Raw genomic sequence first — 22,279 nt, forward strand, 5'->3', positions numbered from 1 at the left:
GTGAGGAGGTCCTCGGTGGCGACGGACCCCGCGACCAACCCTCCGAGCGGCGCGCCCCGCCCGATGCGCGCGGACGCCCGGCGCAACTACGAGCGCCTGGTGGCCACCGCCCGCGACGTGTTCACCGAGCAGGGGCCGGACGCGCCGCTGGACGACATCGCCCGGCGAGCCGGGGTCGGTCCCGGCACGCTGTACCGGCACTTCCCGACCCGTGAGGCGCTGGTGGAGGCGGTGTACCGGGGAGAGATCGCCGACCTGAGTGCGCGCGCGTACCAACTACTCGAGGACTTCTCGCCGGCGGACGCGCTGGTGGCGTGGCTGGCCGAGCAGGTCCGGTTCGCCACGCTCAAGCGCGGCCTCGCGGCCACGCTGAAGGCCGTGGTCGACCGCGACTCGGAGACGTTCGCCTGGTGCCACACCACGTTGCGAGACGCGGCGGCCGCGGTGGTGACCCGCGCCCAGGAGGCGGGCGCGATCCGGCCGGACGTGACGCCCACGGACGTGCTCCGCCTCTGCCATGGCGTGGCGGTGGCCACCGAGCACGCTCCGGACGACGCCGACCGGCTGCTGTCCGTGCTGCTCGACGGCCTCCGTGGCTAGCGGGAGCCCCGCCGGCGCGACCCCTCCGGGCACGGTCCGAAACCGCTGCGCGGCCGGGCCCCGTCCGCCTGTCCGCGCTCCCGCTCCGGGAAGAACGCGACCGCTAGCTCCGCCCGGCGAGCACCGGTGCCGGCCGGTGAGCCGGGATCACCGGCGGTGGCCGTTGTCGTAGCCGGCGCGCCGCAGCGCCTCCGCCATGGCTCCGGTGGGTGCGGCGCCCTGGCGGCGCTGGCCGCCGCGCCGGTTGCCGCCGGAGCCGCGCCGCTCGCCGCCACCGGACGGGCGTCGCTCGGCGCGGCGCTCCGGCTCGTCGTCCAGCCGCAGCGTCAGCGAGATCCGCTTCCGCGGGATGTCGACGTCGAGCACCTTCACCCGGACGATGTCGCCCGGCTTGACCACCTCGCGCGGGTCCCTGACGAAGTTCTTCGACATCGCCGACACGTGCACCAGCCCGTCCTGGTGGACGCCGACGTCGACGAACGCGCCGAACGCGGCGACGTTGGTGACCACGCCTTCCAGAACCATGCCCTGCTCGAGGTCGGCGAGCGTGTCCACGCCCTCGGCGAACGTCGCGGTCTGGAAGGCGGGCCGCGGGTCACGTCCCGGCTTCTCCAACTCGCGCAGGATGTCCGTCACCGTGGGCAGGCCGAAGGTGTCGTCGACGAACCGCTCCGGCCTGATCGACCGCAGCACCTTGGTGTCGCCGATCAGGGTGGTGAGATCCGCTTCCGTGGCTTGCAGGATCCGCCGCACCACCGGATAGGCCTCGGGGTGCACGCTGGACGCGTCCAGCGGGTCGTCGCCACCGCGGATGCGGAGGAACCCGGCGCACTGCTCGAACGCCTTCGGGCCGAGCCGCGGCACGTCCTTCAACGCCTGCCGGGACCGGAACGGCCCGTTCGTGTCACGGTGCTGCACGATGTTCTCAGCCAGCCCGGCGCCGATCCCGGACACCCGGGTGAGCAGCGGCGCGGACGCGGTGTTGACGTCCACGCCGACGGCGTTCACGCAGTCCTCCACCACCGCGTCCAGCGAGCGGGACAGCTTCGCCTCGGACACGTCGTGCTGGTACTGGCCGACGCCGATGGACTTCGGGTCGATCTTCACCAGTTCGGCAAGCGGATCCTGGAGCCGGCGCGCGATGGACACCGCGCCGCGCAGCGACACGTCCAGTTCGGGGAGTTCCCGCGAGGCGTACTCGGACGCCGAGTACACCGACGCTCCGGCCTCGGACACCACCACCTTGGTCAGCTTCAGCTCGGGGTGCTGCCTGATCAGATCGCCGGCCAGCTTGTCGGTCTCCCGGGAGGCGGTGCCGTTGCCGATGGCGATCAGCTCCACCCGGTGCTCGCGGGCCAGCCGGGCCAGCGCGGCGATGGACTCGTCCCAGCGTCGCGCCGGCTTGTGCGGGTGGATCGTCTCGGTGGCCACCACCTTGCCGGTGGCGTCCACCACGGCGACCTTCACGCCGGTGCGGTAACCGGGGTCGAGGCCCATCGTCGTGCGCGACCCGGCGGGCGCGGCGAGCAGCAGGTCGCGCAGGTTCGCCGCGAACACCCGCACCGCTTCGTCCTCGGCGTTCTGCCGCAGCCGCGTGCGCAGGTCGATGCCGAGGTGGACGAGGATGCGGGTGCGCCAGGCCCAGCGCACCGTGTCGGCCAGCCAGCGGTCGGCCGGGCGGCCGCGGTCGGCGACGCCGAACCGGGCCGCGATGCGCATCTCGTAGTCGCCGGGCCCGTCCGCCGGTTCCCCGGTCGGCTCCTCCGGTTCCAGGGTGAGGTCGAGGATCTCGTCCTTCTCACCGCGGAACATCGCCAGGATGCGGTGCGAGGGCAACTTGGTGAACGGCTCGGAGAAGTCGAAGTAGTCGGCGAACTTCGCGCCGGCCTCCTCCTTGCCCTCGCGCACCCGGGACACCAGGCGGCCGCGCGACCACATCCGCTCGCGCAGCTCGCCGATCAGGTCGGCGTCCTCGGCGAACCGCTCGACCAGGATGGCGCGGGCACCGTCCAGCGCGGCCGCGACATCGGCCACGCCCCGGTCCGCGTGGACGAACGCGGCGGCCGCCTGCTCGGGGTCCTGCGCCGGGTCGTCGAGCAGCGCGTCGGCCAGCGGTTCCAGCCCGGCCTCGCGGGCGACCTGCGCCTTGGTGCGCCGCTTGGGTTTGTAGGGCAGGTAGATGTCTTCCAGGCGGGCCTTGGAGTCGGCGGCGAGGATCCGCGCCTCCAGGGCGTCGTCCAGCTTGCCCTGGTTGCGGATGGACTCCAGGATCGCGGCCCGCCGCTCCTCCAGCTCGCGCAGGTATCGCAGCCGGTCCTCCAGCGCGCGGAGCTGGGTGTCGTCCAGCGCGCCGGTGGCTTCCTTGCGGTAGCGGGCGATGAACGGAACGGTGGCCCCGCCGTCCAGCAGCTCGACGGCCGCCTGGACCTGTCGCTCGCGGACGCCGAGTTCGTCGGCGATCCGCTGGTGCAGAGCCCTTCCGGGGGTGACCCCGGACCCCGTGGTTGACGTCGTCACGACCTGGTCCGCCTTCTCGATCGACTTCCGGGTGCATTCTGCCCGGCCCGCCGGCCGGGTGCGCCTCGGGTGACGGTGGCGAGCCAGCGGCTCTGCCTAGTCTTGACCGGCGGGCGACGTTTGCCCTGGTAGGCGGCATGTCGGGGGGTGCCATGAGTTACCGAGCGTCACCGCGGTCCGGTGAGCCACGCGATCCCTGGCGCAGCGTGGCCGACGAGTTGGAGGAGGCGGTTGGTGAACTCGTCGGCAGGTTCGGGGACCGGTTCGACGAGTCCACGATCCGGGAACTGCTGCGCGCGTCGTACGAGGAGGTCGCGTCGACCGCCCGGCACCGCGGCTACCTCATGGTGCTGGCCATGCACCGCGCGGCGGACCGGCTGCGCCGTGGGCGGCCGGCGGGCGGCGGGACAGGTTCAGCGGGGTGAGCCGAGCAGGCCCTCGCGCAGGTGCGCCAGGGTCTTGGCGAGCAGCCGGGACACGTGCATCTGCGAGATGCCGACCCGCTTGGCGATCTGCGTCTGCGTGAGGTTGCCGAAGAAGCGCAGCGCGACGATGTGCCGCTCGCGTTCCGGCAGCCGGGCCAGCAGCGGGCGCAGCGCCTCCCGGTTCTCCACGCCGGCGAGGTCCACGTCCTCCTCGCCGAGCGCGTCGCCCAGCGTCATCGACGACTCGGCGTCATCGAGCAGCATCTCGTCCAGGGACGAGCTGTTGTACGCGTTGCTGGCCTGCAGACCCTCGTAGACGTCCTCGTTGGTCATGCCCAGGTGCCCGGCCAGCTCGCTCGGCGTCGGCGCCCGGCCGAACTGCTGGGACAGCTCGGCGGTGGCCCCGCTGATGGACAGGTGCAGCTCCTTCAGGCGGCGCGGCACGCGCACCGCCCAGCTGCAGTCCCGGAAGTACTTGCGCACCTCGCCGGTGATCGTGGGCACCGCGAAGGACAGGAAGTCGGTGCCGCGCTCCGGGTCGAACCGGTCCACCGCGTTGATCAGCCCGACGGTCGCGACCTGGGTGAGGTCCTCGGGCGGTTCCCCGCGGTGCGCGAACCGCCTGGCGATGTGCTGGGCCACCGGTAGGTGCTCGGTGACCAGACGCTCCCGCAGCTCGTGCCGCCGCTCGTCGTCCTCGGGCAGGCTGGCGAACTCGGCGAAGAGCGGTTCGAGGTGGTCGTAGTCGCCGGTCGTGTGACGGCGTGTGGACGTCATCGCGCCCCCACCGTCGGTGCCCGCCGCTTGACCAGGTCGATCCGCAGCTCTCGACCGGCGTGACCGACCGAGGGCGGCGCCACCGAGGCGTCCGCGGCGTCGGTGAGCGCGGTCAGCAGTTGCCAGCCGAAGCTCTGCCTGCCCAGCGCGTCCGCGCGCGCGGAAAGGGTGGAAACCTGGACCTGAAGTTCGTCCGCGTCCACCTGGAACCGGCAGGTAACGTGGCTGCCCGGCGCGGCAAGCTGCATCATGCTCGCGCACGCCTCGTCCACGGCGAGCCGGAAGTCGGCGATGGCGTCGAGGTCGAAGTCGGCCCGCATGGCCAGTTCGGCGGCGACCGCACGGGCCACCGGCACCCAGGTGAGATCCGCGGCGAGACGCAGTTCCACGTGTGCGGCGCGCTCACCGGTGGTGCCCGGCACGGAGATCCGGTCCGGTGGAATCGTCGGCACGCTCATCTGGCACCTCGGGCACGTTGTGCGCCGGCCAAGCCGCCCCCGACCGGCTCTCGTCGCTTGCCCGCGAGCCCGCCGGCAATGCGGCGTGGCAACCCGCGTGGTCGGGTTTCTAGCTGCGGAGATACCCGATCCGGGGTATGCCTACACCCGCTGCCGTGTCGGCACAGTCACGCCGGGGGTGGGGCCACCAGGGGTGCCGGACCGGCCACGCCGCGCCGTCGAGCGTGGCCGGGAGGGTGCTCAGTGCCTGTTCCGCAACGCGCGCCGCGGTCGCGTCGCCGGGCCGCGACCGGGACATGACACTCCGGTTATGCCTGATACGGCGCCCCGCCCCCGCGATCGCGGGGCTTCGCCCCGGCGCGTTCCCGGGCTCGTCATCGCGGGTCCGTCCCGTTCCGAAACAGGCTGTCAGATGCCGTGTCCGGCCACCAGTCGGCGCATGCCGGCCAGCCAGCGGTCCCGGTCCTCGCCCTTGCGCCGGACGAACTCGGCGACCTCGGGGTGCGGCAGGATGAGGAACCGCTCGTCGGCCAGCCCGGCGACGATGGCGTCCGCGACCTGTTCCGGCTCCAGCACCGCGCCCGACGCGGCCACCGCGAGCGCCGCGGCCTGCCCGGACTCGATGCCCGGCATCAGCATGTCGGTACGTACGCCGAGCGGGCACAGTGCGCTCACCCTGATCCCGGCGTCGCCGTAGGTGATGGCCAGCCACTCCGCGAACGCGACCGCGGCGTGCTTGGTCGCGGTGTACGGGGCGTCGCCGGGGGCGCTGAGCAGCCCGGCCGCCGAGCAGGTGTTGAGCAGGTAGCCGCGGCCGCGCTCGACCATGCGGGGCACCACGGCGCGCGCCGCGTACACATGCGCCAGCACGTTGACCGACCACGCCCGGGCCCACTCGGTGGGATCGGCCTCCAGTCCCTGCCCGGTGGCTACGCCCGCGTTGGAGCAGAACAGGTCGATCGGCCCGAACTCCTGCTCGGCGCGCTCGACCAGCCGGCCGACCTCCGCCTCGTCCGTGACGTCGGTGCGTACCGCGAGCGCCCTGCCGCCCGCGTCGCTGATGGACTTGGCCACCAGCTCCGCGGCCGAACCGTCCACATCGGATACCACGACCCCGGCGGCGCCCTCGTCCGCGAACCGGCGGGCCATCGCGGCGCCGATGCCGCGCCCTCCACCGGTCACCACGATCACCGCGTCCCGTAGCCGCACGATGCCTCCTCTGCCGTCGCGGGGTACATACCGACTGGTCGGTACAGTGCTACCGTAGGGCCGCCCGTGGGCATCGTCAATGCCGCCGAATGCCGCGGGCGGGCACCGAAGTGGAGCAGGCTGGCCGGTTGGAGGCGACGCATGCAGACGGGACTTGCGGGCAGGACGGCACTGATCACCGGGGCGTCTCGGGGGATCGGTCGGGCGATCGCGTTCGCGCTGGCCGCGGAGGGCTGCGCGGTGGTGCTCAGCTCCCGCAAGCAGGAGGCGCTGGACGAGGTGGCCGCCGAGATCCGGGCCACGTACCCGGACTCCCAGGTGCTCGCCCGCGCGGCGCACGTCGGTGACGAGGAGCAGGCCGAGGCCTGCGTCGCCGAGGCGGTGCGGCGGTTCGGTTCGCTGGACGTGCTGGTGAACAACGCGGGCACCAACCCGTACTACGGCCCCCTGGTGGACATCGACCGGCCGAGGGCGGAGAAGACCGTGCAGGTCAACCAGTTCGGCGTGGTGCTGTGGACCCGGCTGGCCTGGCGGGCGTGGCAGGCCGAGCACGGCGGCGCCGTGGTGAACATCGCCTCGGTCGGCGGCATGGCCACCGAGCCGGGGATCGGCTACTACAACGCCACCAAGGCCGCCGTGATCCACCTCACCCGGCAGCTCGCGGCCGAGTTGGCGCCGCGGGTGCGGGTCAACGCGATCGCCCCCGGAGTGGTGCGCACCCACCTAGCCAGGGCGCTGTGGGAGGACCACGAGCAGCGGCTGAACGCCGCGCTGCCGCTGGGCCGGATCGGCGAGCCCGAGGACATCGCCAACGCCGCGGTCTTCCTCGCCGGCGACTGCTCGTCGTGGATGACCGGCCAGACCGTGGTCGTCGACGGCGGCGCGCTGGCGCGGCCGTTCGGCGGCGGGGAGCCGGTGGGCGGGCCGGAGTCGGCCTGACAGGCCACGCTCGGCCGATCCCGGGCGAGGACGGGGCCGGCCGAGCGGGTCACCGCGTCAGCGTGGCTGGGGCGCGAGCGACTCCCGCGACGCGGGCACCTCGGCCAGGTCGCGGTGCCGGGTCTCCGCGGCGAGCAGCACGCCGACGGTGGAGATGACCGCCGCGGCCAGCACGTAGCCGGCGACCGCGGTGCCGCTGCCGAACCGGACCAGCAGCGCCGTGGCGATCAGCGGGGCCACCGAGCCGGCGACGATCGAGGTGACCTGGTAGCCGATGGACGTGCCGGTGTAGCGGACCGTGGTGCCGAACATCTCGGCGAAGAACGCCGCCTGCGGCCCGTACATCGCCGCGTGCAGCACCAGGCCGACCAGTACCGCCAGGGTGACCAGCACCGGGCTGCGGGTGTCCAGCAGGCCGAAGAAGGCGAACGCCCAGATGCCGGTGCCGATCGTGCCCAGCAGGTACACCGGCCGCCGGCCGATCCGGTCGGACAGCGCGCCGAAGGCCGGGATCACCACCAGGTGCACCGCGTTCGCCACCAGCAGGGCGTCCAGCACGACGCTCTTGCCCAGCTTCAGGTGCGTGGTCGCGTAGGTGAGCACGAACGCGGTGATCACGTAGTAGACGATGTTCTCCGCCATCCTGGCCGCCACGCACACCGCGATCTGCCTCGGGTAGCGGCGGAGCACCTCGAGCACGGGCGCCCGCTCCACCCGTTGCCGCGCCCGCGCCTCGGCGAACACCGGAGCGTCCTCCACCGAGGAGCGCAGCCAGTAGCCGATGCCGATCAGCACCGCGGACAGCAGGAACGGGATGCGCCAGCCCCAGGCCAGGAACGCCTTGTCGTCCTGGACCGCGGCGAGGACCGCGAGCACCGCGGTGGCCAGCAGGTTGCCCGCGGGCACGCCGGCCTGCGGCCAACTCGCCCAGAACCCGCGGCGTGCCGCCGAACCGTGCTCGGCCACCAGCAGTACCGCGCCGCCCCACTCGCCGCCGATGGCGAAGCCCTGCACCAGCCGCAGCGCGGTGAGCGCCACGGCTGCCCACACGCCGATGCTGGCGTAGGTCGGGAGCAGCCCGATCGCAAGCGTCGCCGCGCCCATCAGCATCAGGCTGAGCATGAGCAGCCTCTTGCGGCCCAGCCGGTCACCGAAGTGCCCGAACACCACCCCGCCGAGCGGGCGGGCCACGAAGCCCAGCGCGTAGGTGAGGAACGCGAGCATGGTGCCCACCAGCGGGTCGCTGCCCGGGAAGAACAGCTTGTTGAACACCAGCGCCGCGGCGGAGCCGTAGAGGAAGAAGTCGTACCACTCCACCGTGGTACCGATCATGCTGGCGCCGAGCACTCTGGCCAGGGCGCCGCGGCCGGGTCGGGTGGTGGCCGCCGGGAGTGTGCCTTCGGTGGTCATGGGAATCCTCCGCACGTCGTCGAGCGGGACTACTGGGCGGTCCAGCCGCCGTCGAGGGTCAGCGAGGCGCCGGTGACGAAGGACGCCGCCGCGGAGCACAGGTAGGCGACCAGTTCGGCCACCTCGGCCGGCTCCACCAGCCGCTTGATCGCCGGGTGGGCCAGCATCACCCGCTCCACCACCTCGTCCTCGGCGAGCCCGTGATACTCGGCCTGGCTGGCGATCTGCCGCTCGACCAGCGGGGTGCGCACGTAGCCGGGGTTGACGCAGTTCGAGGTGACTCCGTGCGGGCCGCCCTCCAGCGCGACGACCTTGGAGAATCCCTCGAGGCCGTGCTTCGCGGCGACGTAGGCCGATTTGTAGGCGGAGGCGCGCAGCCCGTGCACCGAGGAGATGTTCACGATCCGGCCCCAACCCTGCCGGTACATGTGCGGCAGCGCGCCGCGGACGATCCGGAACGGCGCCTCCAGCATCACCCGCAGCATCAGCGCGAACCGTTCCGGCGGGAACTCCTCGACCGGCGCGACGTGCTGCATGCCGGCGTTGTTCACCACCACGTCGACGGCCAGGTCGAGCGCGTCGATGGCGCCCGGGTCGGCGAGGTCGACGCGGCGCGCGGTGCCGCCCAGCCGCTCGGCCACCTCGGCGGCGGCCGCGCCGTCCACGTCCACCACGACGACGTGCGCGCCGGCCGCGGAAAGCCGCTCGGCGCAGGCCCGGCCGATGCCGCCCGCCCCGCCGGTGACCAGGGCGGTCCGGCCGGCGAGATCGGCTGCCACGGTGCCTGGGGAGGGGCGCGGAATCGCGGTGACCATGGCGCATGACGGTAGGCAGGGCCACGCTGGCGACCCATGGGCCAGCCGAACATAATCCACGGACCCGCTATGTGTTCGGCGGGTGCCGGCGGTGCGCCGCTCACGGCGAGGACCGCCGGGCACAATCGCCGCATGCCCGACGGCGAGGACGACGCCTACCTCGAGATGCTGCTGCGCGACGCGCCGGCCGCGGACTACGAGCGGCCGGTGGCCGAGGCACGGGCCCGCGGCGCCGGACCGGAGGCGATCGCCGCGCTGGAGCGCACCAAGGGCCTGGCCCTGGCCGTGCGGTCGGTGCTGGCCCGGCGGCGCCGGCGGGAGGAGGAGTTGGCCGCGCTGTTCCAGACCGCCAGCGACCTCGCCGGCCTGCGCGAGCTGGACTCGGTGCTGCTCGCCATCGTGCGCCGCGCCCGGCGGCTGCTCGGCACCGACGTGGCCTACCTGACCCTGGAGGACGCCGAGCGCGGCGACACCTACATGCGGGTCACCGAGGGATCGGTGTCCGCGGCGTTCCAGCGGGTGCGGCTGCCGATGGGCGCCGGGCTCGGTGGCCTGGTGGCGCAGACCGCCTCCCCGTACGCCACCGCCGACTACCCGAGCGACGCGCGGTTCCGGCACACCGCGGAGATCGACCACGCGGTGGCCGACGAGGGGTTGGTGGCGATCCTCGGCGTGCCGCTGCGGCTGGGCGCCCAGGTGATCGGGGTGCTGTTCGCCGCCGACCGCAGGGTGCGCCCGTTCGCCGCCGAGGAGGTGGCGCTGCTCGGCTCGCTGGCCGACCACGCGGCCGTGGCCATCGACGGTGCGCGCATGCTGCAGGAGACGCGGACCGCGTTGGCCGAACTGGACGACGCCAGCCGGCTGCTGCGCAGCCGCACCGCGGCGATGGAGCGGGCGGTGGCCGCGCACGACCGGCTGACCGACCTGGTGCTGCGCGGCGCCGGGCTGGCCCAGGTCGCCGAGGCGGTCACCGAGGTGCTCGGCGGGGCGCTCCAGGTCCGCGACGCCGACGACCGCGTGCTGGCCACCGCCGGCCGGCTGGAACCGCCCGAGGACGACGTGCTGGCCGACGCCCAGGCCACGGCGCGGCGGACCGGGCGGGCCGCCCGCGCGGGTGCCCACTGGGTCACCGTGGTGGCCGCCGGCTCGGAGCAACTGGGCACCCTGGTGCTCCGCCCGGACGGCGACCTGGACGACGCCGACCAGCGGGTCCTGGAGCGCGCCGCGGTGGTCACCGCGCTGCTGCTGCTGTTCCGCCGCACCCTGGCCGACGCCGAAACCCGGGTGCGCGGGGACCTACTGGCCGATCTGCTGGCCGGCGGCGAACGGGACCCGGCGGGGCTGCACGAGCGGGCCCGCCGGTTGGGCGTCGACCTGCGCCGGCCGCACGTCGTGGTGGCGGTGCGGCCGGCCAGCGGAGAGCGCCAGCCGGCGGCGGTCACGCTGGCCCGGTTCGCCGTGGCCCGCTCCGGTCTGGCCAGCCGGCATGAGGGCAACGAGGTGCTGCTGCTGCCCGGCGACGACCCTGGTGCGGCGGCCCGCACGGTGGTGCGGGAACTGGGCGGCGTGGCCACCGCCGGCGCCGGCGGCCCGGTGACCTCGGCCGAGGCGGTGGCCGGCGGGTACCGGGACGCGGCCCGCTGCCTGGACGCGATGCTCGCGCTGGGCCGGCACTCCGACGGCGCCGGCCTGGCCGAGCTGGGCTTCCTGGGCCTGGTGCTGGGCGAGCGGGCGGACGTGGACGCGTTCGTCCGGCACACCATCGGGCCGCTGGTCGACTACGACGAGCGGCGGGGCACCGATCTGGTCGGCACGCTGGAGGCGTACTTCGCCGCCGGACGCAGCCGGGTCCGCGCCCACGAGATGTTGCACGTGCACGTCAACACGGTGGGCCAGCGGCTGGACCGGGTGGGTCACCTGCTTGGCGCGGGCTGGCAGGACCTGGACCGGTCGCTGGAGATCCAGCTCGCGCTGCGGCTGCACCGGGTGCGTGGCCGGCGCACCGCAGGGAACCCGGTGACGCGGTCGGACACCGGTCCGGCGACGCGCACGGACTGAGTTCGTCCCGGCCGGTGCGGGCCTTTTGACCCTAACCATGACCGGCCGACACCCCTGACGGTGGGCCGCGTAGCCCATTCGAGTGATGGTGGTGATCGTGGTGGCCGACGTAGTCGTTGTCGGGGTGGACGGCTCGGCGGATTCCGTGTCGGCGTTGCGCTGGGCGCTGAAGTACGCCGAGGAGCGGGGCGACACGGTGCGCGTGGTACACGCGTGGACGGACGTGCCCTGGTACGACGAGCTCACCGACCTGCGCAGGGACCAACTCGCGCTGGACCGGGCCCGCTCCGAGGCGGACGCCGCGCAGATCGTGGTGGACGCGCTGCGGGCGGCGGGGGTGACCGGCCCGGCGGTGCGGGGCGTGGTGACCGAGGGCGCCCCCGGCGCCGCACTCGTCGAGCTCAGCGCGGACGCCGACCTTCTGGTGGTGGGCGCCGCCGGCACCGGCCAGGACCCGGGCTTCGGGCGGGTGCCGCTCGGCGCCACCGCCCGCTACGTCACCCGCTACGCGGTCTGCCCGGTGACCGTGGTGCGCGGTGTGCGCCCGCGCGGCCGGGCCAACCGGCCGCGCGTGGAGGAGTTCCGCGAGGTGAGCGTGCCCCGGCAGCGGTCGAGGTTCACCGGTACCCGGACCTGACAGCCTGTTTCGGAACGGGACGGACCTGCGATGGCGAGCCCGGGAACTGGGGCGAAGCCCCGCGATCGCGGGGGCGGGGCACCGTATCAGGCATAACCGGAGTGTCATGGCCCGGTCGCGGCCCGGCGACGCGATCGCGGCGCGCGCTCCGGAACAAGCACTGAGGCCCGCGCCGCTCGGGGTCAGCGGCGGCCGGTCAGCCGGCCGATGAAGAAGCCGATGAGGATTCCGATCAGCAGGATGATGATGACCACGACGCCGATCGCGTGGCCGATGGCGCTGAGGAATCCGCGAGCCTGAAACTCCTGCACCAGCAGGACGGCGTTGGTGGCGGCGCCGGTTGTCAGCATGTGCCCAGCATGGCAGACGCCCGGCGCCGCTACCGCACCGTCTCCTCGCCGTCCGCACTGTCGTCGATGCGTTCCACGGTGATGGCCGCGGCGAGCATCGCGGAGTTGGGCACCATCATCACGCCGTCGTCGGTGACCAGCGTGGTGTAGGTGAGGCCGAGTGAGCGGACCCGGCCGAAGAACGGCCCGTTGATCGCCGCCGACCGGACCACGATCTCGGAGCCCACCCGGAACGGCTGCACCAGCAGGATCACCGCGCCGGCGAAGACGTTGCCGAGGGTCTGCTGGGCGGCGATACCGAGTACCACACCGGTCAGCGAGGCGCCCAGCACGAACTGCTGCAGCGAGATGGACAGCAGGCTGGCCAGCAGGCTGGCCGCGACGACCACCACGATCAGGTAGCCGGTGGCGTTCAGCGCGATGCGCACCGCCACCCCGGAGGACCGCAGCCCGTGCTGGGCGAGCCGCCGCTCCACGTCGCTGGCCAGCATCCTGGTGGTGATCACGCAGCCCACCGCGAACAGGGCGGTGCCGCCGAGCAGCAACACCTTGCGCACCGGCACGTCCTGCACGCCGGTGAGGGTGCCGCCGAGGCTGACCATGCTCAGCCCGGCCGCCGCCAGCAGTGCGGCGGTGACCACCCGCAGGGACCAGTTGCGGGCGCGGCCGGCGGCCGGCCGGGGGCCGTGGCCCCGCGGTGGGTCGGGGGCTGGGCCGGGCCGCAGGGCGGAGGGTTCCGACATGGATCTCTGGCTACCACCTGCGGCTCGCCTCGTCAGGCGCAACGCACTCACCCGATCCGGTGCGGTGGCCGGCACCGGGAACGGTTGGCCCGGGTTCGCCCCGGCGCAGGCCACCGGCCCGCGGTGGGCTGCCGGGTAGCCCGGCAGCCCGGGGACCAACGACCCGGGCGGCGCGGGTCGGCGGACCCTTGCCGGGCCGATGCGGAGGTGCTGACGCTCGCCGTGCAATACCGCGGGCGCGGGAGGTGCACAGTGCGGTTCCGCGATCGCCGGGATGCCGGCAGGGAGCTGGCCGAGCGGCTGGTCCACCTCCGGTACCAGCGTCCGGTCGTGGTGGGGCTGCCACGGGGTGGGGTGGTGGTGGCGCGGCAGGTGGCGGCCGGGCTGGGTGCGCCGCTGGACGTGGTGGTGGTGCGCAGGGTGGCGGCGGCACGCGACCCCGATGCGCCGGTGGGGGCGGTCGGTGAGGGCGGCGTGTACGTCCTGAACCACGACCTGCTGCGGCAGCTACGGGTGAGCACCGCCGAGGTGGCCCGCGCCGCGCTGCGCGAACGCTCCGAAGTGGACCGTCGGGCGGCGCTGTTCCGATCGGGCCGGCCCGGGCTGGACCTGCGCGGCCGGACGGTGATCGTGGTGGACGACGGGATCGTGACCGGCGCCTCGGTGAGTACCGCGCTGCGGGTGGTCCGCGCGATGGGAGCGCACCGCGTGGTGCTCGCGGTTCCGGTGGCCGCCACCGGCGTGCTGGAACTGCTCGCCGAGGAGGCCGACGAGGTGGTGTGCCTGCGGGCGCCGCGCCAGGTCGGCTCGGTCGCCGCGTGGTACCGGGAGTTCGGCGCGGTCGGCGACCAGCGGGTGGTGGAGCTGCTGGCCCAGCAGCCCCCGCCCCCTGGCGGCGGTGCGGAAACCTCCCGCCGCCCGGCGGTGGACGAGCGGGTCGAGGTGCCGGCGGGCGGCCACCTCCGGTTGCCCGGGCACCTGGCGGTGCCGGCCGGCGCGACCGGCCTGGTGATCTTCGCGCACGGCAGCGGCAGCAGCCGGCACAGCCCGAGGCACCGCCGGCTGGCCGCGGAACTGCACGCCGCCGGCCTGGGCACCCTGCTGCTGGACCTGTTGCACGCCAGCGAGGAGGCCGCGGGCCAGCCGGTGTTCGACGTGCCGCTGCTGGCCGCGCGGTTGGCCGCGGCCACCGACCTGGTCAGCGCTGACGGCCGGCTGGACGATCCACCGATCGGCTACTTCGGTTTCGGCACCGGCGCGGCCGCGGCGCTGTGGGCGGCCGGCCGCCCGGATCCCCGGGTGCGGGCGGTGGTGTGCCGCGGCGGCCGGCTCGATCTCGCCGACGAGCACCTCGACCGGGTCGCCGCGCCCACCCTGCTCGTGGTGGGCGGCCACGACGAGCCGGGACTGCGCCGCAACCGGGCCGGCCAGAGGTTGCTGCGCTGCCCGAACGAGCTGGTGGTCGTGCCCGGTTCGGGCGCGTTGTTCGCCGAGCAGGGCGCGCTGGACCGGGTCGCCGAGCTGGCCGCCGAATGGTTCCTGGCCCACCTACCGGCGACCGCCGCGGTGAGCTGAGGACGGTCGCGACAGCCCCGCGCCAGTACTCAACAGCACGGCCGCGCGGCGTGACCCTAGCCGGGGATCGTGTCCTCCTCGGTGTGGCGCGCGGGGGAGCGGCCGAGCGCGCCCAGCTCCACGGCCCGCGCCACGTCCGCGGCGTCCACCACGCCGGCCAGCCGCTCGTCCGCTACGACCAGCACCAGGTCGTGCCCGGCCCGCGGCAGCGACCGCCGGATCAGCTCCTCCAACTCGTCGCCTGGCGCGGCGACCTTGGCCCGGACCAGCGGCCGGGCCGCGTCCAGTACCCGGGTCGACGCCCGCGCCTCGACCGGCACCCTGGCCAGCTCGGCGAGGCTGACCACGCCCACCGGCCGCCCTTCGAAGTCCAGCACCGGGAAGACCTGTCGCCGGGTGCGCACCGCGACCCGGTCGAGGAAGGCGTCCACCGTCCACCACCCGGCCGCGGTGGCCGGCTCCGGGTCCATCACGTCCCGCACCCGCACCCGGTGCAGCCGGGACCGGGTGGTGATCGCGGACCGCTCCGCCGCCGCCGCGCCGCTGAGGAACCAGCCGACCAGCGCCAACCACAGCCCGGTGAGCTGCCCGGTGACCACCGTCTGCAGCAGGCCCAGACCGAGCAGCGCGGTGCCCAGCATCTGGCCCACGGTGGTCGCGGCGACCCCGGCCCGGTCCCGGTCGCCGTACCGCTTCCACAGCGCGGCACGGAGCACCCGGCCGCCGTCCAGCGGCGCGCCTGGCAGCAGGTTGAACGCGCCCAGCAGCACGTTCACCGCGGCCAGCCAGCTCGCCATGGTGACCACCAGCGCGGACCACCCCGCCACCCCGCCGACCACCGCGGCCAGCGCGAATACCCCGCCGGCGGCGAGGCTGACCACCGGGCCGACCCCGGCGATGAACCCCTCCGCACGCGGCGTCGGCGGATCACCGTCCAGCTGCGCGACCCCGCCGAGCAGCCACAGCGTCACCCGGGGCACCTCGACCCCGTAGTGCCGGGCCACCAGCGCGTGCGCCAACTCGTGCAGCAGCAGCGAGAGCAGGAACAGCACCGAGCCGCCCGCCGCCGTCGCCCAGTACGCCGCGCCGCTGTGACCGGCCACGCTGCGCGGCAGCACCACCACGGCCAGCAGCTGCACCAGCAGCGCCGCGGTGACCAGCACCGACCAGTGCGCCCCGACCGCGACGCCGGCGAACCGGCCCAGCGGGATCGTTGTCTTCATCGCGCCCCGTCCCTGCCTCGTGCTCCGCAACCGACTGCGACGGAGCCGCGCGGCACCACCCCCACGGTGCCGCGCCTGCCGGGTCACCGGCCAGAGCACAACGGCCCGCGATCTCCACACGCCGGGGACGCCGGTGGCAGGGACGGCGGTCAGGACTGCCGGATGCGGAGCATCTGGCGCACCAGGAGCAGGGCGAGGCCGGCGCACACGGTGCCCGTGGTCACGGTCGCGACGGGGTGCCGGCGCGCCGCCGCCAGCAGGAACACCGCCCGGCGGACCATCGGCGTGGCGACCGTCTGGCGCACCGCGACGACCCGGGCGCGGGCCGCCTGCTGGGCCCGGTCCTTGACGTTGGCCCGATGCGCCAACTCCTCCACGGTGGCGCCGAGCTCCTCCCTGGTGAGTTCGATGTCCCTGCGCAGGTCGTCGTCGGTCGGCTCGGCGCCGCCGGGCAGCGTCCACTGGCCGGAACGGGTGTCGTGCGTCGTCATCGCCGTGCCCCCTCCCCGGCGGCGCGCTCGTGCCGCACGTGCTGCCGGATCACTTCCATGTCCTCCCGGACGCTGGCCACGGCCTGACGCGGCACGGGCGGCGCCGCCCGGCGCATCTGTGCCCGGCCCGCCAGCGCGGTGATCCCCGCGACCAGCAGGATCGCGCCGCCCAGCACGAGGGCCGCCACCCACGCCGGCAGCACCAGGGCCAGCACCAGGATCAGGCCGGCCACCAACGCGCCACCGCCGTACAGCGCGAGCACGCCGGCGGCGCCGAACAGGCTGGCCCCCCGGCCCGCGCGGGCACCCTTGCGCTGCACCTCCCGCCACGCCAGCCGCGCCTCGTCCCGAACCAGCCGGCTGACCTGCTCGGAGAGCTGGCCCACCAGCTCACCGGTGCTCCGCTGGGTGGCGTCGCGTTCCGCCGTGGCCTCCGTCGCCGTCGTCTCCGCTGTGGTCGTCTGCGCCGTGTCTGTCATCGCCTGCTCCACCGAACCTGTGAACAACGCACGTCCGCTCTCCCGGGTACCCGCGGCGGGCGGCTTCGATCGCCCGCGCCACGCCGAATCTCCTCGCGCCAGCGCCTGTTGCGTGGCCGCGCGCCGCGACCGCGGTCCGCAGCAGCCTGTCAGGGTTGCGCCGTGGACCCGCGCAACCAGGCCGGGAAGCCGACGCCCTGCTCCTCGCAGGTGTTGGCCAGACCCACCGCCCAGACCAGTGCCTGCAGCGCGACGGTGGTCGCCACCGCGTCGTCGGGTTCGAGAAACGCCAGGTCGAGCTGGATGTCGGCGGACTCGCGGTCGCCGTTGGCCTCGGCCAGCAGGGCCCTGATCGTGGCCCGCACCGGCGGATCCACCTCGTCGATGGAGACGTCCGCCTCGTCGTCGGTCAGCCGGACGGCGAAGGAGCGTTCCCGCCCGTCCCGCTCGGCCAGCGCGCGGAGCATGTCGGCGGCGGCGCGCACCAGCAGCTCGGTCGCGGACCGGGCCGCCGAACCGGCCGCGGTGTCCGGTGCGACCGCGAGCTGCGCGAGGACGGTGATGGTGTCCTCGTAGCATCCTTCGCGGATTCCGCCCGCGGCCTGGGTGATCTTGCGCTCCACCCAGTGGCGGTGCGGATCGCGCTCCTCGGCACTCACCTTCTCCTCACCTGCTCTCGCCACCGAGAGACCTTTCCGGCTCCCGGGCCGCGGTGCAGCGGCTTCCCTGATCGGGGTTGCCCGCACGCGCCGTGGCAAACCCTGTTGGTGGCCGGTGGGGACGGTGGCCGCCACGCCGTGGGCGATAAGCCGAAAGGACCTTTCCGTTGCTCTGTTCGGAGTCGCTGGGACGTGAGAGGGTCGACGTGTGACCGCAACCGGTGCCCATTCACCGGGCGAAACGGGGTCCGCGCAGCAGGAGGTCATGGCCCTCGCCGCGACGGTGAGCCGGTTGCGCACCGAGGTGGAGGAGCTGCGGCACGCGCTGCGCACCCAGGCGGTGGTCGAGCAGGCCAAGGGCATGCTCGCCGCGGAGTTCGACTGCACACCCGATGAGGCGCTGGCCCACCTCGCGGAGCTCGCCGCGCACAACTCCGCGTCCCTGCTGGAGGTCAGTGCGGCCCTGCTGGGCGCGTCGGCACCGCCGGAGCTGCCCGAGTGGGGGGACGCCGCCGCGCCGCACAGCATCCTCGCGTTCGACCCGGACCGCTATGTCCGGGACGCCCGGGGCGAGCCGCCGCCGGAACTCGCCGCCGGGGTCGGCGACCCGACCGCCGGCGCGGCGCCGCCGGAGGCGGCGGGTTACCACGTCGCGGTGGCCGCGCTGGACTCGGCGACCACCGCGGACGAGCTGGCCGGTGCGCTGCGGGACGCGGCACGGCTGGCCGCCGGCGCGGACGCCGCGCTGCTCGCGCTCCTGGAACCGGACGGCAGCCTGCGGCTGGTCGGCTCCGCGGGCATGCCGCCGCGGATCGCCATGGAATGGCAGCGGGTCCCCGCGCACGTCAACACGGCGATGTCGTGGGCGGCCCGCACCGGGCAGCCGTTGTGGCTGCCCCGCTACGCCGAGGCCAAGGATCGGTTCGTGCTGATCGGTGAGCCGGAGCATCACTGGATGTCCCGGGCCGCCATCCCGATCGTGCTGCGTGGCGTGGTGATCGGTGTCGCCGGGCTGCTGTGGGAACGGGAACGCTCTTTCGACGAGCGCGAGCGGCGATACCTGAGCCAGCTGGGGCAAGCCTGCGGCCGGCGGTTGCCCGCGGTGGTCGGCGCGGACGCCGCGCCGCCCCTGCCCGGCTGGCTGGACTGGGTGCAACTGCTGCTCGACGGGCTGCCGGGGTCGGTCGCGTTCGCCACGCCGGTGCGCGACGCCGCGGGCAGCGTGGTCGACTTCGAGGTCCGCGCCGTGAGCCGGGACGCGGTGGACTTCGCCGGCCGGCCCGCCGAGGGCATGATCGGCCGGCGGATGCTGGAGCGGTATCCGGGCACGGTGCCCGCCGGGCTGTGGCGGGCCTGCCTGGCGACCTTCGCCTCCGGGGTGGGCCGCGACATCGGCCCGGTGGAGTACTCGGGCACGGCCGCCGACGAGCCCCGCTCCGCCGCGCTCACCGTGCGCCTCAGCAAGTTCTGCGACGGGCTGCTGGTGGCCTGGTCGCGGCAGGAGGAGCAGCGCCAGCACGAGCGCCGGCTGAGCCTGGTGCAGCGCCTGGCCAACCTGGGCTGGGGGGAGTGGGACCTGATCGGCAACCGGATCTCCTGGTCCGAGCAGGTGTACCGGATCTTCGACCGGGACGTGGAGTCCGGGCCCATCTCCCTGGAGGAGCTCACCTCGCTGGTGCTGCCGGACGACCTGCCGGTACTCAGCAACGTGCTGGACGCGCTGCTGGAGCGCGGCCGCCGGGTGGAGACCCGGTTCCGCATCCGGGTCCGCACCGGGGTGCGGCACCTGCGGGTGGTGGTCGAGCCGGTGCTGGACGGGACCTCCCGGCCGGTGGCGGTGCACGGCATCCTGCAGGATGTCACCACCGAGCACCGGGCGCAGGAGCAGCTCAGCGCGCTGCAACGCAAGCTCACCGCGCAGAGCCGGGATCTCGCCGAGGGGCACCGGCTGGCCACCACGCTGCAGCACGCGCTGCTGCCGCTGCCGCGCGGCGCCTTCGCGTTGCCCGGGCTGCGAGTGGCGGTGCGCTACCTGACCGCCGAGCAGGTGGCCAACGTGGGCGGCGACTGGTACCACGCGCGGGAGTTGCCGGACGGCAGCGTACTGCTGGCCGTCGGGGACGTGGTCGGCCACGGTGTGCCGGCCGCCGCGACCATGGCCGAGCTGCGCAACGCGCTCGCCGGCGCGGCGGTGGTCACCGGTCGGCCGGAACTGGTGCTGGCCGCGCTCAACGAGTTGCTGGTCGCCAAGTCCGACGGCAGCCTGGCGACCGCGGTGGTCTGCCGGTACGAGCCCGCGTCCCGCACCCTGACCTGGGCGCAGGCCGGCCACCTCGCTCCGCTGCTCAGCCGGGGGGAGAAGGCCGAGTCGCTGCCCCGACCGCCCGGCGTGATGCTCGGCGTGGTCGACCGGGCCCAGTACGTCAGCACCAGCGTCCGGCTGCGGCCCGACGACCTGCTGCTGCTCTACACGGACGGCATGGTCGAGGACCGCAGGGATGACGTGCTGACCGGAATCAGCCGGCTGGGTGGCAGCCTGCGGCGGCTGCGCGCGGAGACCGCCGACGACCTGACCGGCCTGCTGGCGCGCCTGCGGCGGGCCAACCCGGCGGACGACGCGTGCGCGCTGGCCGTGCACGTGCGCGCGGACGGCGCCTGAGCCGGCCGGGGCACTGGGTTCAGCGCTGCGGGGGCTGGAACACCGGGGCCAGCGGCGGCGTGACCGGCCTGGCGTCCGGCTCCGCCGGGGTGACCGGTTCGGGCAGCACCGGGCCGGTGATCTCCTCGGCCGCTCCGGTCGCGCCCGCCGCCTGCCCGTCGCGTTGCGGCTCGGTGGCGTCCTCGGTGCGCCGCTGGCTGCGGGCACGCTCGGCCAGGTCGCGGATCAGCGCCGTGCTGTCCGCGGCCGCCCTGCGGCGCCGGCGCTTCCCCCCGCCGGCGGATGCCTGCAGCGCGCGGGCCCTGCGCAGGTAGGGCGCCAGCACCGAGCGAAGCTGGGCGGCGTTCTCCCGGGACAGGTCGATCGTGTATCGCACGCCGTCCAGGCCGAAGTCCACCGTCTCCGCGGCCGGGCTGCCGTCGATGTCGTCGACGAGTTGGACGCTGACCTGCCTGGCCACGTACGCACCTCCGCTGGCTCCCGCTGACGGCCCCATTCCGCTGCCGGGACAGCATCCTAGGACGTCACCGGATCGGCCCCCGGCACGCCCCGGGCGCATCCGATCTTGCCGCGCCCGCCCCGGACAGGCCACGGCCGACCGTCGCATCGACCCGTCGATATTGACGATCGCTTCAGGCTTGATTGAAGTTGAACCGTCGCGACACCCGATGACGTACCCGTGACCAACCACGGCAGGCCCGGAGGGCGCTCGGCGCTGCCGCTCGCGCGGCGGATCGATCGCCCGATGAGACCTTCGGGCCTGCGCCAAAGGAAGGAAGTCACTTCACGGGTGGCGGGGGTCGCGCTGTCATGGTCGTAGAGCGTGGCCGCTCGGCACGACGAGTCAACATCGATGCGGGGTGCACGATGATCGGCAACCGCTGGGCACTCCGACCCTGGGCCGGCCGGAGGGTGCCCGTCGGTCGGCTGGCGCAACCGGTGATGGCCGTGCTGATCGTCGTGGTGGGCGGCTTGGTGTGGCGGCGCGACCATGTCGCCGCGACCGACCTGTGGATCGCGGGCGGGGTGCTGGCGGTGCTCGCGTCCGGCTGGCGCAGCGTTGGCGAACTGCGCTGCCGCAGGCTCGGGGCGGACCTGCCGGCACTGCTCGCCGCGGCAACCGCGCTGTATCTCGGCGAGTACCTGGTCGCCGCGGTGATCGGGGCGCTGGCCGCGGCCGCCAGGCTGGTGCGCGGGCTCGGCATGTACCAGGCCAGGCAGGACCTGCGGCGGCTGGTGTCCGGGGCGGCCAGGTGGGCGCACCGCAGGGAACTGGGCAGCGTTTTCGGCGGTGTGCGCACCGTGCCCTCGGACGTGGTGGAGCCGGGCGACCTGCTGGTGGTGCCGTGCGGGGCGACGGTGGCGGTGGATTGCCGGCTGGCGGAGTCCGGCTACTTCGACGAGTCCGCGCTGGGCGGCCGGCTCACCCCGGTGCTTCGCGGCGCCGGAGAACCCGTGGGCAGCGGCGCGGTCAACGTCGGGCCGGCCACCGAGATGTGGGCCACCCGCAGGGCCGCGGACAGCGCGCAGCAGCGGCTGATCCGCGCGGCCGAACGGCTCACCGTGGACGCCGCCCCGCTGGTACGGCTGACAGGCCGGCTGGCACCCGGGTTCCTGCTCGCGGTGGCGATGCTCGCCGGCGCGACCTGGCTGGCGTCCGGCCAACCGGACCGCGCCCTGGCGGTGGTCGCCGCGGCGGCCCTCGCCCCGCTGACGGTAGCCGCGCGGATCGCGCTGACCGCGGGGACCTCCCGGGCGGCGCGGCTCGGTGCGCTGGTGCCGGACGGCTCCGACTTCGAGCGGCTGTCCCGGTTCCGCGCGAGCCGCCCGGTGCTGGTCCGCTCAGGGGCGGGCGAGGCGGACGCGCGGGCGGCCGAGCACGTGCCACTTCCGGGCGGCGTGCTGGTCGCGGACGCCCGGCAGGTCGCGCTGCCCACGGTGGCGGCGGCCGCGCGGCGGGCGCGGCGCGTCGCCGTGCAGAGCGTGGTCGTCGGCCTGGTACTCACCGCCGCCGCCATGGCCGGCGCGGCGCTCGGGCGGCTGGGCCCGGCGGCCGCGGTCGGCACGCAGTGCCTGACCGACGCGGTGGTGGTGGCCTGCGCCCTGCGCGCCCTGCTGCCGCCGTGGCTGGGCGGCCGGCGGCGCGGCGTGGACCAGTCATCCGGCGGCGATCTGCGCCCTGGGCTGGCGCACAGTAGCTGACCGCGCCGGATCGAGCCCCGGCCGAAGCGCGTTCCGGAACGCGCACCGGTGAC

The 22,279-nt window shown here is 74.6% G+C and carries 21 protein-coding genes; 8 read left to right on the forward strand and 13 right to left on the reverse strand.

Features of this window, described 5'->3' with window-relative positions; translation table 11 throughout:
- Positions 1-63 precede the first annotated feature (63 nt).
- Entirely contained in the window at positions 64-600 is a 537-nt protein-coding gene (locus FFT21_RS03280; protein WP_137812344.1) for a TetR/AcrR family transcriptional regulator, read from the forward strand.
- Positions 601-747: 147 nt separating this feature from the next.
- Here FFT21_RS03280 and FFT21_RS03285 read toward each other — a convergent pair whose 3' ends face one another.
- Positions 748-3,117 carry a Tex family protein gene (locus tag FFT21_RS03285; protein WP_137812205.1) on the reverse strand — a complete coding sequence of 790 codons (2,370 nt, stop codon included), beginning with the start codon at positions 3,115-3,117 and terminating at the stop codon, positions 748-750.
- Between the two features lie 152 nt (positions 3,118-3,269).
- On the opposite strand from FFT21_RS03285, the gene FFT21_RS03290 reads away from it, so the two are divergent.
- Entirely contained in the window at positions 3,270-3,542 is a 273-nt protein-coding gene (locus FFT21_RS03290) for a three-helix bundle dimerization domain-containing protein (RefSeq protein ID WP_137812206.1), read from the forward strand.
- Here FFT21_RS03290 and FFT21_RS03295 read toward each other — a convergent pair.
- From FFT21_RS03295 to FFT21_RS03305, 3 genes are all read right to left on the reverse strand, one after another.
- Complete coding sequence (locus FFT21_RS03295) at positions 3,531-4,319, reverse strand: SigB/SigF/SigG family RNA polymerase sigma factor (protein ID WP_137812207.1); 789 nt, start codon at positions 4,317-4,319, stop codon at positions 3,531-3,533. The genes FFT21_RS03290 and FFT21_RS03295 overlap by 12 nt on opposite strands.
- Complete coding sequence (locus FFT21_RS03300) at positions 4,316-4,777, reverse strand: ATP-binding protein (protein ID WP_137812208.1); 462 nt, start codon at positions 4,775-4,777, stop codon at positions 4,316-4,318. The genes FFT21_RS03295 and FFT21_RS03300 overlap by 4 nt, the downstream gene beginning before the upstream one ends.
- A 408-nt stretch (positions 4,778-5,185) precedes the next feature.
- Positions 5,186-5,986: an SDR family oxidoreductase gene (locus FFT21_RS03305; RefSeq protein WP_137812209.1), complete on the reverse strand. Its 801-nt coding sequence runs from the start codon at positions 5,984-5,986 to the stop codon at positions 5,186-5,188.
- A gap of 141 nt (positions 5,987-6,127) precedes the next feature.
- On the opposite strand from FFT21_RS03305, the gene FFT21_RS03310 reads away from it, so the two are divergent.
- Positions 6,128-6,925 carry an SDR family oxidoreductase gene (locus tag FFT21_RS03310; protein ID WP_137812210.1) on the forward strand — a complete coding sequence of 266 codons (798 nt, stop codon included), beginning with the start codon at positions 6,128-6,130 and terminating at the stop codon, positions 6,923-6,925.
- Between the two features lie 57 nt (positions 6,926-6,982).
- Here the strand turns inward: FFT21_RS03310 and FFT21_RS03315 are convergent, their stop codons facing one another.
- Together FFT21_RS03315 and FFT21_RS03320 are read right to left on the reverse strand one after the other, a co-directional pair.
- Positions 6,983-8,335 (reverse strand): MFS transporter, encoded by a 1,353-nt coding sequence (locus FFT21_RS03315; protein WP_137812211.1) that lies wholly within the window; start codon positions 8,333-8,335, stop codon positions 6,983-6,985.
- A gap of 29 nt (positions 8,336-8,364) precedes the next feature.
- Positions 8,365-9,150 carry a 3-hydroxybutyrate dehydrogenase gene (locus tag FFT21_RS03320; protein WP_137812212.1) on the reverse strand — a complete coding sequence of 262 codons (786 nt, stop codon included), beginning with the start codon at positions 9,148-9,150 and terminating at the stop codon, positions 8,365-8,367.
- A 132-nt stretch (positions 9,151-9,282) separates the two neighbouring features.
- Here FFT21_RS03320 and FFT21_RS03325 point away from each other — a divergent pair, with 132 nt between their 5' ends.
- Both FFT21_RS03325 and FFT21_RS03330 read left to right on the forward strand, forming a co-directional pair.
- Positions 9,283-11,208 carry a helix-turn-helix domain-containing protein gene (locus tag FFT21_RS03325; RefSeq protein WP_137812213.1) on the forward strand — a complete coding sequence of 642 codons (1,926 nt, stop codon included), beginning with the start codon at positions 9,283-9,285 and terminating at the stop codon, positions 11,206-11,208.
- A 97-nt stretch (positions 11,209-11,305) separates the two neighbouring features.
- Complete coding sequence (locus FFT21_RS03330) at positions 11,306-11,845, forward strand: universal stress protein (RefSeq protein ID WP_192909360.1); 540 nt, start codon at positions 11,306-11,308, stop codon at positions 11,843-11,845.
- Positions 11,846-12,027: 182 nt separating this feature from the next.
- On the opposite strand, the gene FFT21_RS28740 is transcribed toward FFT21_RS03330, so the two are convergent.
- Both FFT21_RS28740 and FFT21_RS03335 read right to left on the reverse strand, forming a co-directional pair.
- The gene (locus tag FFT21_RS28740) at positions 12,028-12,195 is read right to left on the reverse strand and encodes a hypothetical protein (protein ID WP_153816531.1); all 168 of its coding nucleotides are present in this window, start codon (positions 12,193-12,195) and stop codon (positions 12,028-12,030) included.
- A 29-nt stretch (positions 12,196-12,224) separates the two neighbouring features.
- Positions 12,225-12,938, reverse strand: a complete 714-nt coding sequence (locus FFT21_RS03335) for a mechanosensitive ion channel family protein (RefSeq protein ID WP_137812215.1) — start codon at positions 12,936-12,938, stop codon at positions 12,225-12,227.
- A gap of 252 nt (positions 12,939-13,190) precedes the next feature.
- On the opposite strand from FFT21_RS03335, the gene FFT21_RS03340 reads away from it, so the two are divergent.
- Positions 13,191-14,513 (forward strand): phosphoribosyltransferase family protein, encoded by a 1,323-nt coding sequence (locus FFT21_RS03340; protein ID WP_137812216.1) that lies wholly within the window; start codon positions 13,191-13,193, stop codon positions 14,511-14,513.
- Positions 14,514-14,569: 56 nt separating this feature from the next.
- Here FFT21_RS03340 and FFT21_RS03345 read toward each other — a convergent pair whose 3' ends face one another.
- The 4 genes from FFT21_RS03345 to FFT21_RS03360 all read right to left on the reverse strand — a co-directional run bounded on the left by FFT21_RS03345 (position 14,570) and on the right by FFT21_RS03360 (position 17,389).
- Positions 14,570-15,736 (reverse strand): site-2 protease family protein, encoded by a 1,167-nt coding sequence (locus FFT21_RS03345; protein WP_137812217.1) that lies wholly within the window; start codon positions 15,734-15,736, stop codon positions 14,570-14,572.
- Between the two features lie 149 nt (positions 15,737-15,885).
- Entirely contained in the window at positions 15,886-16,227 is a 342-nt protein-coding gene (locus tag FFT21_RS03350; protein ID WP_137812218.1) for a DUF3618 domain-containing protein, read from the reverse strand.
- Entirely contained in the window at positions 16,224-16,706 is a 483-nt protein-coding gene (locus FFT21_RS03355; RefSeq protein ID WP_137812219.1) for a phage holin family protein, read from the reverse strand. The genes FFT21_RS03350 and FFT21_RS03355 overlap by 4 nt, the downstream gene beginning before the upstream one ends.
- Before the next feature lie 149 nt (positions 16,707-16,855).
- Entirely contained in the window at positions 16,856-17,389 is a 534-nt protein-coding gene (locus FFT21_RS03360; protein WP_137812220.1) for a hypothetical protein, read from the reverse strand.
- 241 nt (positions 17,390-17,630) lie between these two features.
- Here FFT21_RS03360 and FFT21_RS03365 point away from each other — a divergent pair, with 241 nt between their 5' ends.
- Positions 17,631-20,024, forward strand: a complete 2,394-nt coding sequence (locus FFT21_RS03365; RefSeq protein WP_137812221.1) for a SpoIIE family protein phosphatase — start codon at positions 17,631-17,633, stop codon at positions 20,022-20,024.
- Between the two features lie 19 nt (positions 20,025-20,043).
- Here the strand turns inward: FFT21_RS03365 and FFT21_RS30220 are convergent, their stop codons facing one another.
- A complete protein-coding gene (locus FFT21_RS30220; protein WP_264081618.1) occupies positions 20,044-20,484 on the reverse strand; it encodes a histone-like nucleoid-structuring protein Lsr2 in 441 nt (146 codons plus the stop codon).
- Between the two features lie 407 nt (positions 20,485-20,891).
- On the opposite strand from FFT21_RS30220, the gene FFT21_RS03375 reads away from it, so the two are divergent.
- Positions 20,892-22,226 carry a P-type ATPase actuator domain-containing protein gene (locus FFT21_RS03375; RefSeq protein WP_192909361.1) on the forward strand — a complete coding sequence of 445 codons (1,335 nt, stop codon included), beginning with the start codon at positions 20,892-20,894 and terminating at the stop codon, positions 22,224-22,226.
- Positions 22,227-22,279: the final 53 nt, after the last annotated feature.

The organism is Gandjariella thermophila, assembly GCF_005405885.1.
GTDB lineage: Bacteria > Actinomycetota > Actinomycetes > Mycobacteriales > Pseudonocardiaceae > Gandjariella > Gandjariella thermophila.

Coding starts and splice junctions, on each gene's coding strand:
- FFT21_RS03345 (WP_137812217.1), bottom strand. CDS start 15,736: ATGAAGACAACGATCCCGCTGGGCCGGTTCGCCGGCGTCGCGGTCGGG.
- FFT21_RS03335 (WP_137812215.1), bottom strand. CDS start 12,938: ATGTCGGAACCCTCCGCCCTGCGGCCCGGCCCAGCCCCCGACCCACCG.
- FFT21_RS03365 (WP_137812221.1), top strand. CDS start 17,631: ATGGCCCTCGCCGCGACGGTGAGCCGGTTGCGCACCGAGGTGGAGGAG.
- FFT21_RS03315 (WP_137812211.1), bottom strand. CDS start 8,335: ATGACCACCGAAGGCACACTCCCGGCGGCCACCACCCGACCCGGCCGC.
- FFT21_RS28740 (WP_153816531.1), bottom strand. CDS start 12,195: ATGCTGACAACCGGCGCCGCCACCAACGCCGTCCTGCTGGTGCAGGAG.
- FFT21_RS03320 (WP_137812212.1), bottom strand. CDS start 9,150: ATGGTCACCGCGATTCCGCGCCCCTCCCCAGGCACCGTGGCAGCCGAT.
- FFT21_RS03355 (WP_137812219.1), bottom strand. CDS start 16,706: ATGACAGACACGGCGCAGACGACCACAGCGGAGACGACGGCGACGGAG.
- FFT21_RS03280 (WP_137812344.1), top strand. CDS start 64: ATGCGCGCGGACGCCCGGCGCAACTACGAGCGCCTGGTGGCCACCGCC.
- FFT21_RS03300 (WP_137812208.1), bottom strand. CDS start 4,777: ATGAGCGTGCCGACGATTCCACCGGACCGGATCTCCGTGCCGGGCACC.
- FFT21_RS03310 (WP_137812210.1), top strand. CDS start 6,128: ATGCAGACGGGACTTGCGGGCAGGACGGCACTGATCACCGGGGCGTCT.
- FFT21_RS03290 (WP_137812206.1), top strand. CDS start 3,270: ATGAGTTACCGAGCGTCACCGCGGTCCGGTGAGCCACGCGATCCCTGG.
- FFT21_RS03325 (WP_137812213.1), top strand. CDS start 9,283: ATGCCCGACGGCGAGGACGACGCCTACCTCGAGATGCTGCTGCGCGAC.
- FFT21_RS03295 (WP_137812207.1), bottom strand. CDS start 4,319: ATGACGTCCACACGCCGTCACACGACCGGCGACTACGACCACCTCGAA.
- FFT21_RS03350 (WP_137812218.1), bottom strand. CDS start 16,227: ATGACGACGCACGACACCCGTTCCGGCCAGTGGACGCTGCCCGGCGGC.
- FFT21_RS03375 (WP_192909361.1), top strand. CDS start 20,892: ATGATCGGCAACCGCTGGGCACTCCGACCCTGGGCCGGCCGGAGGGTG.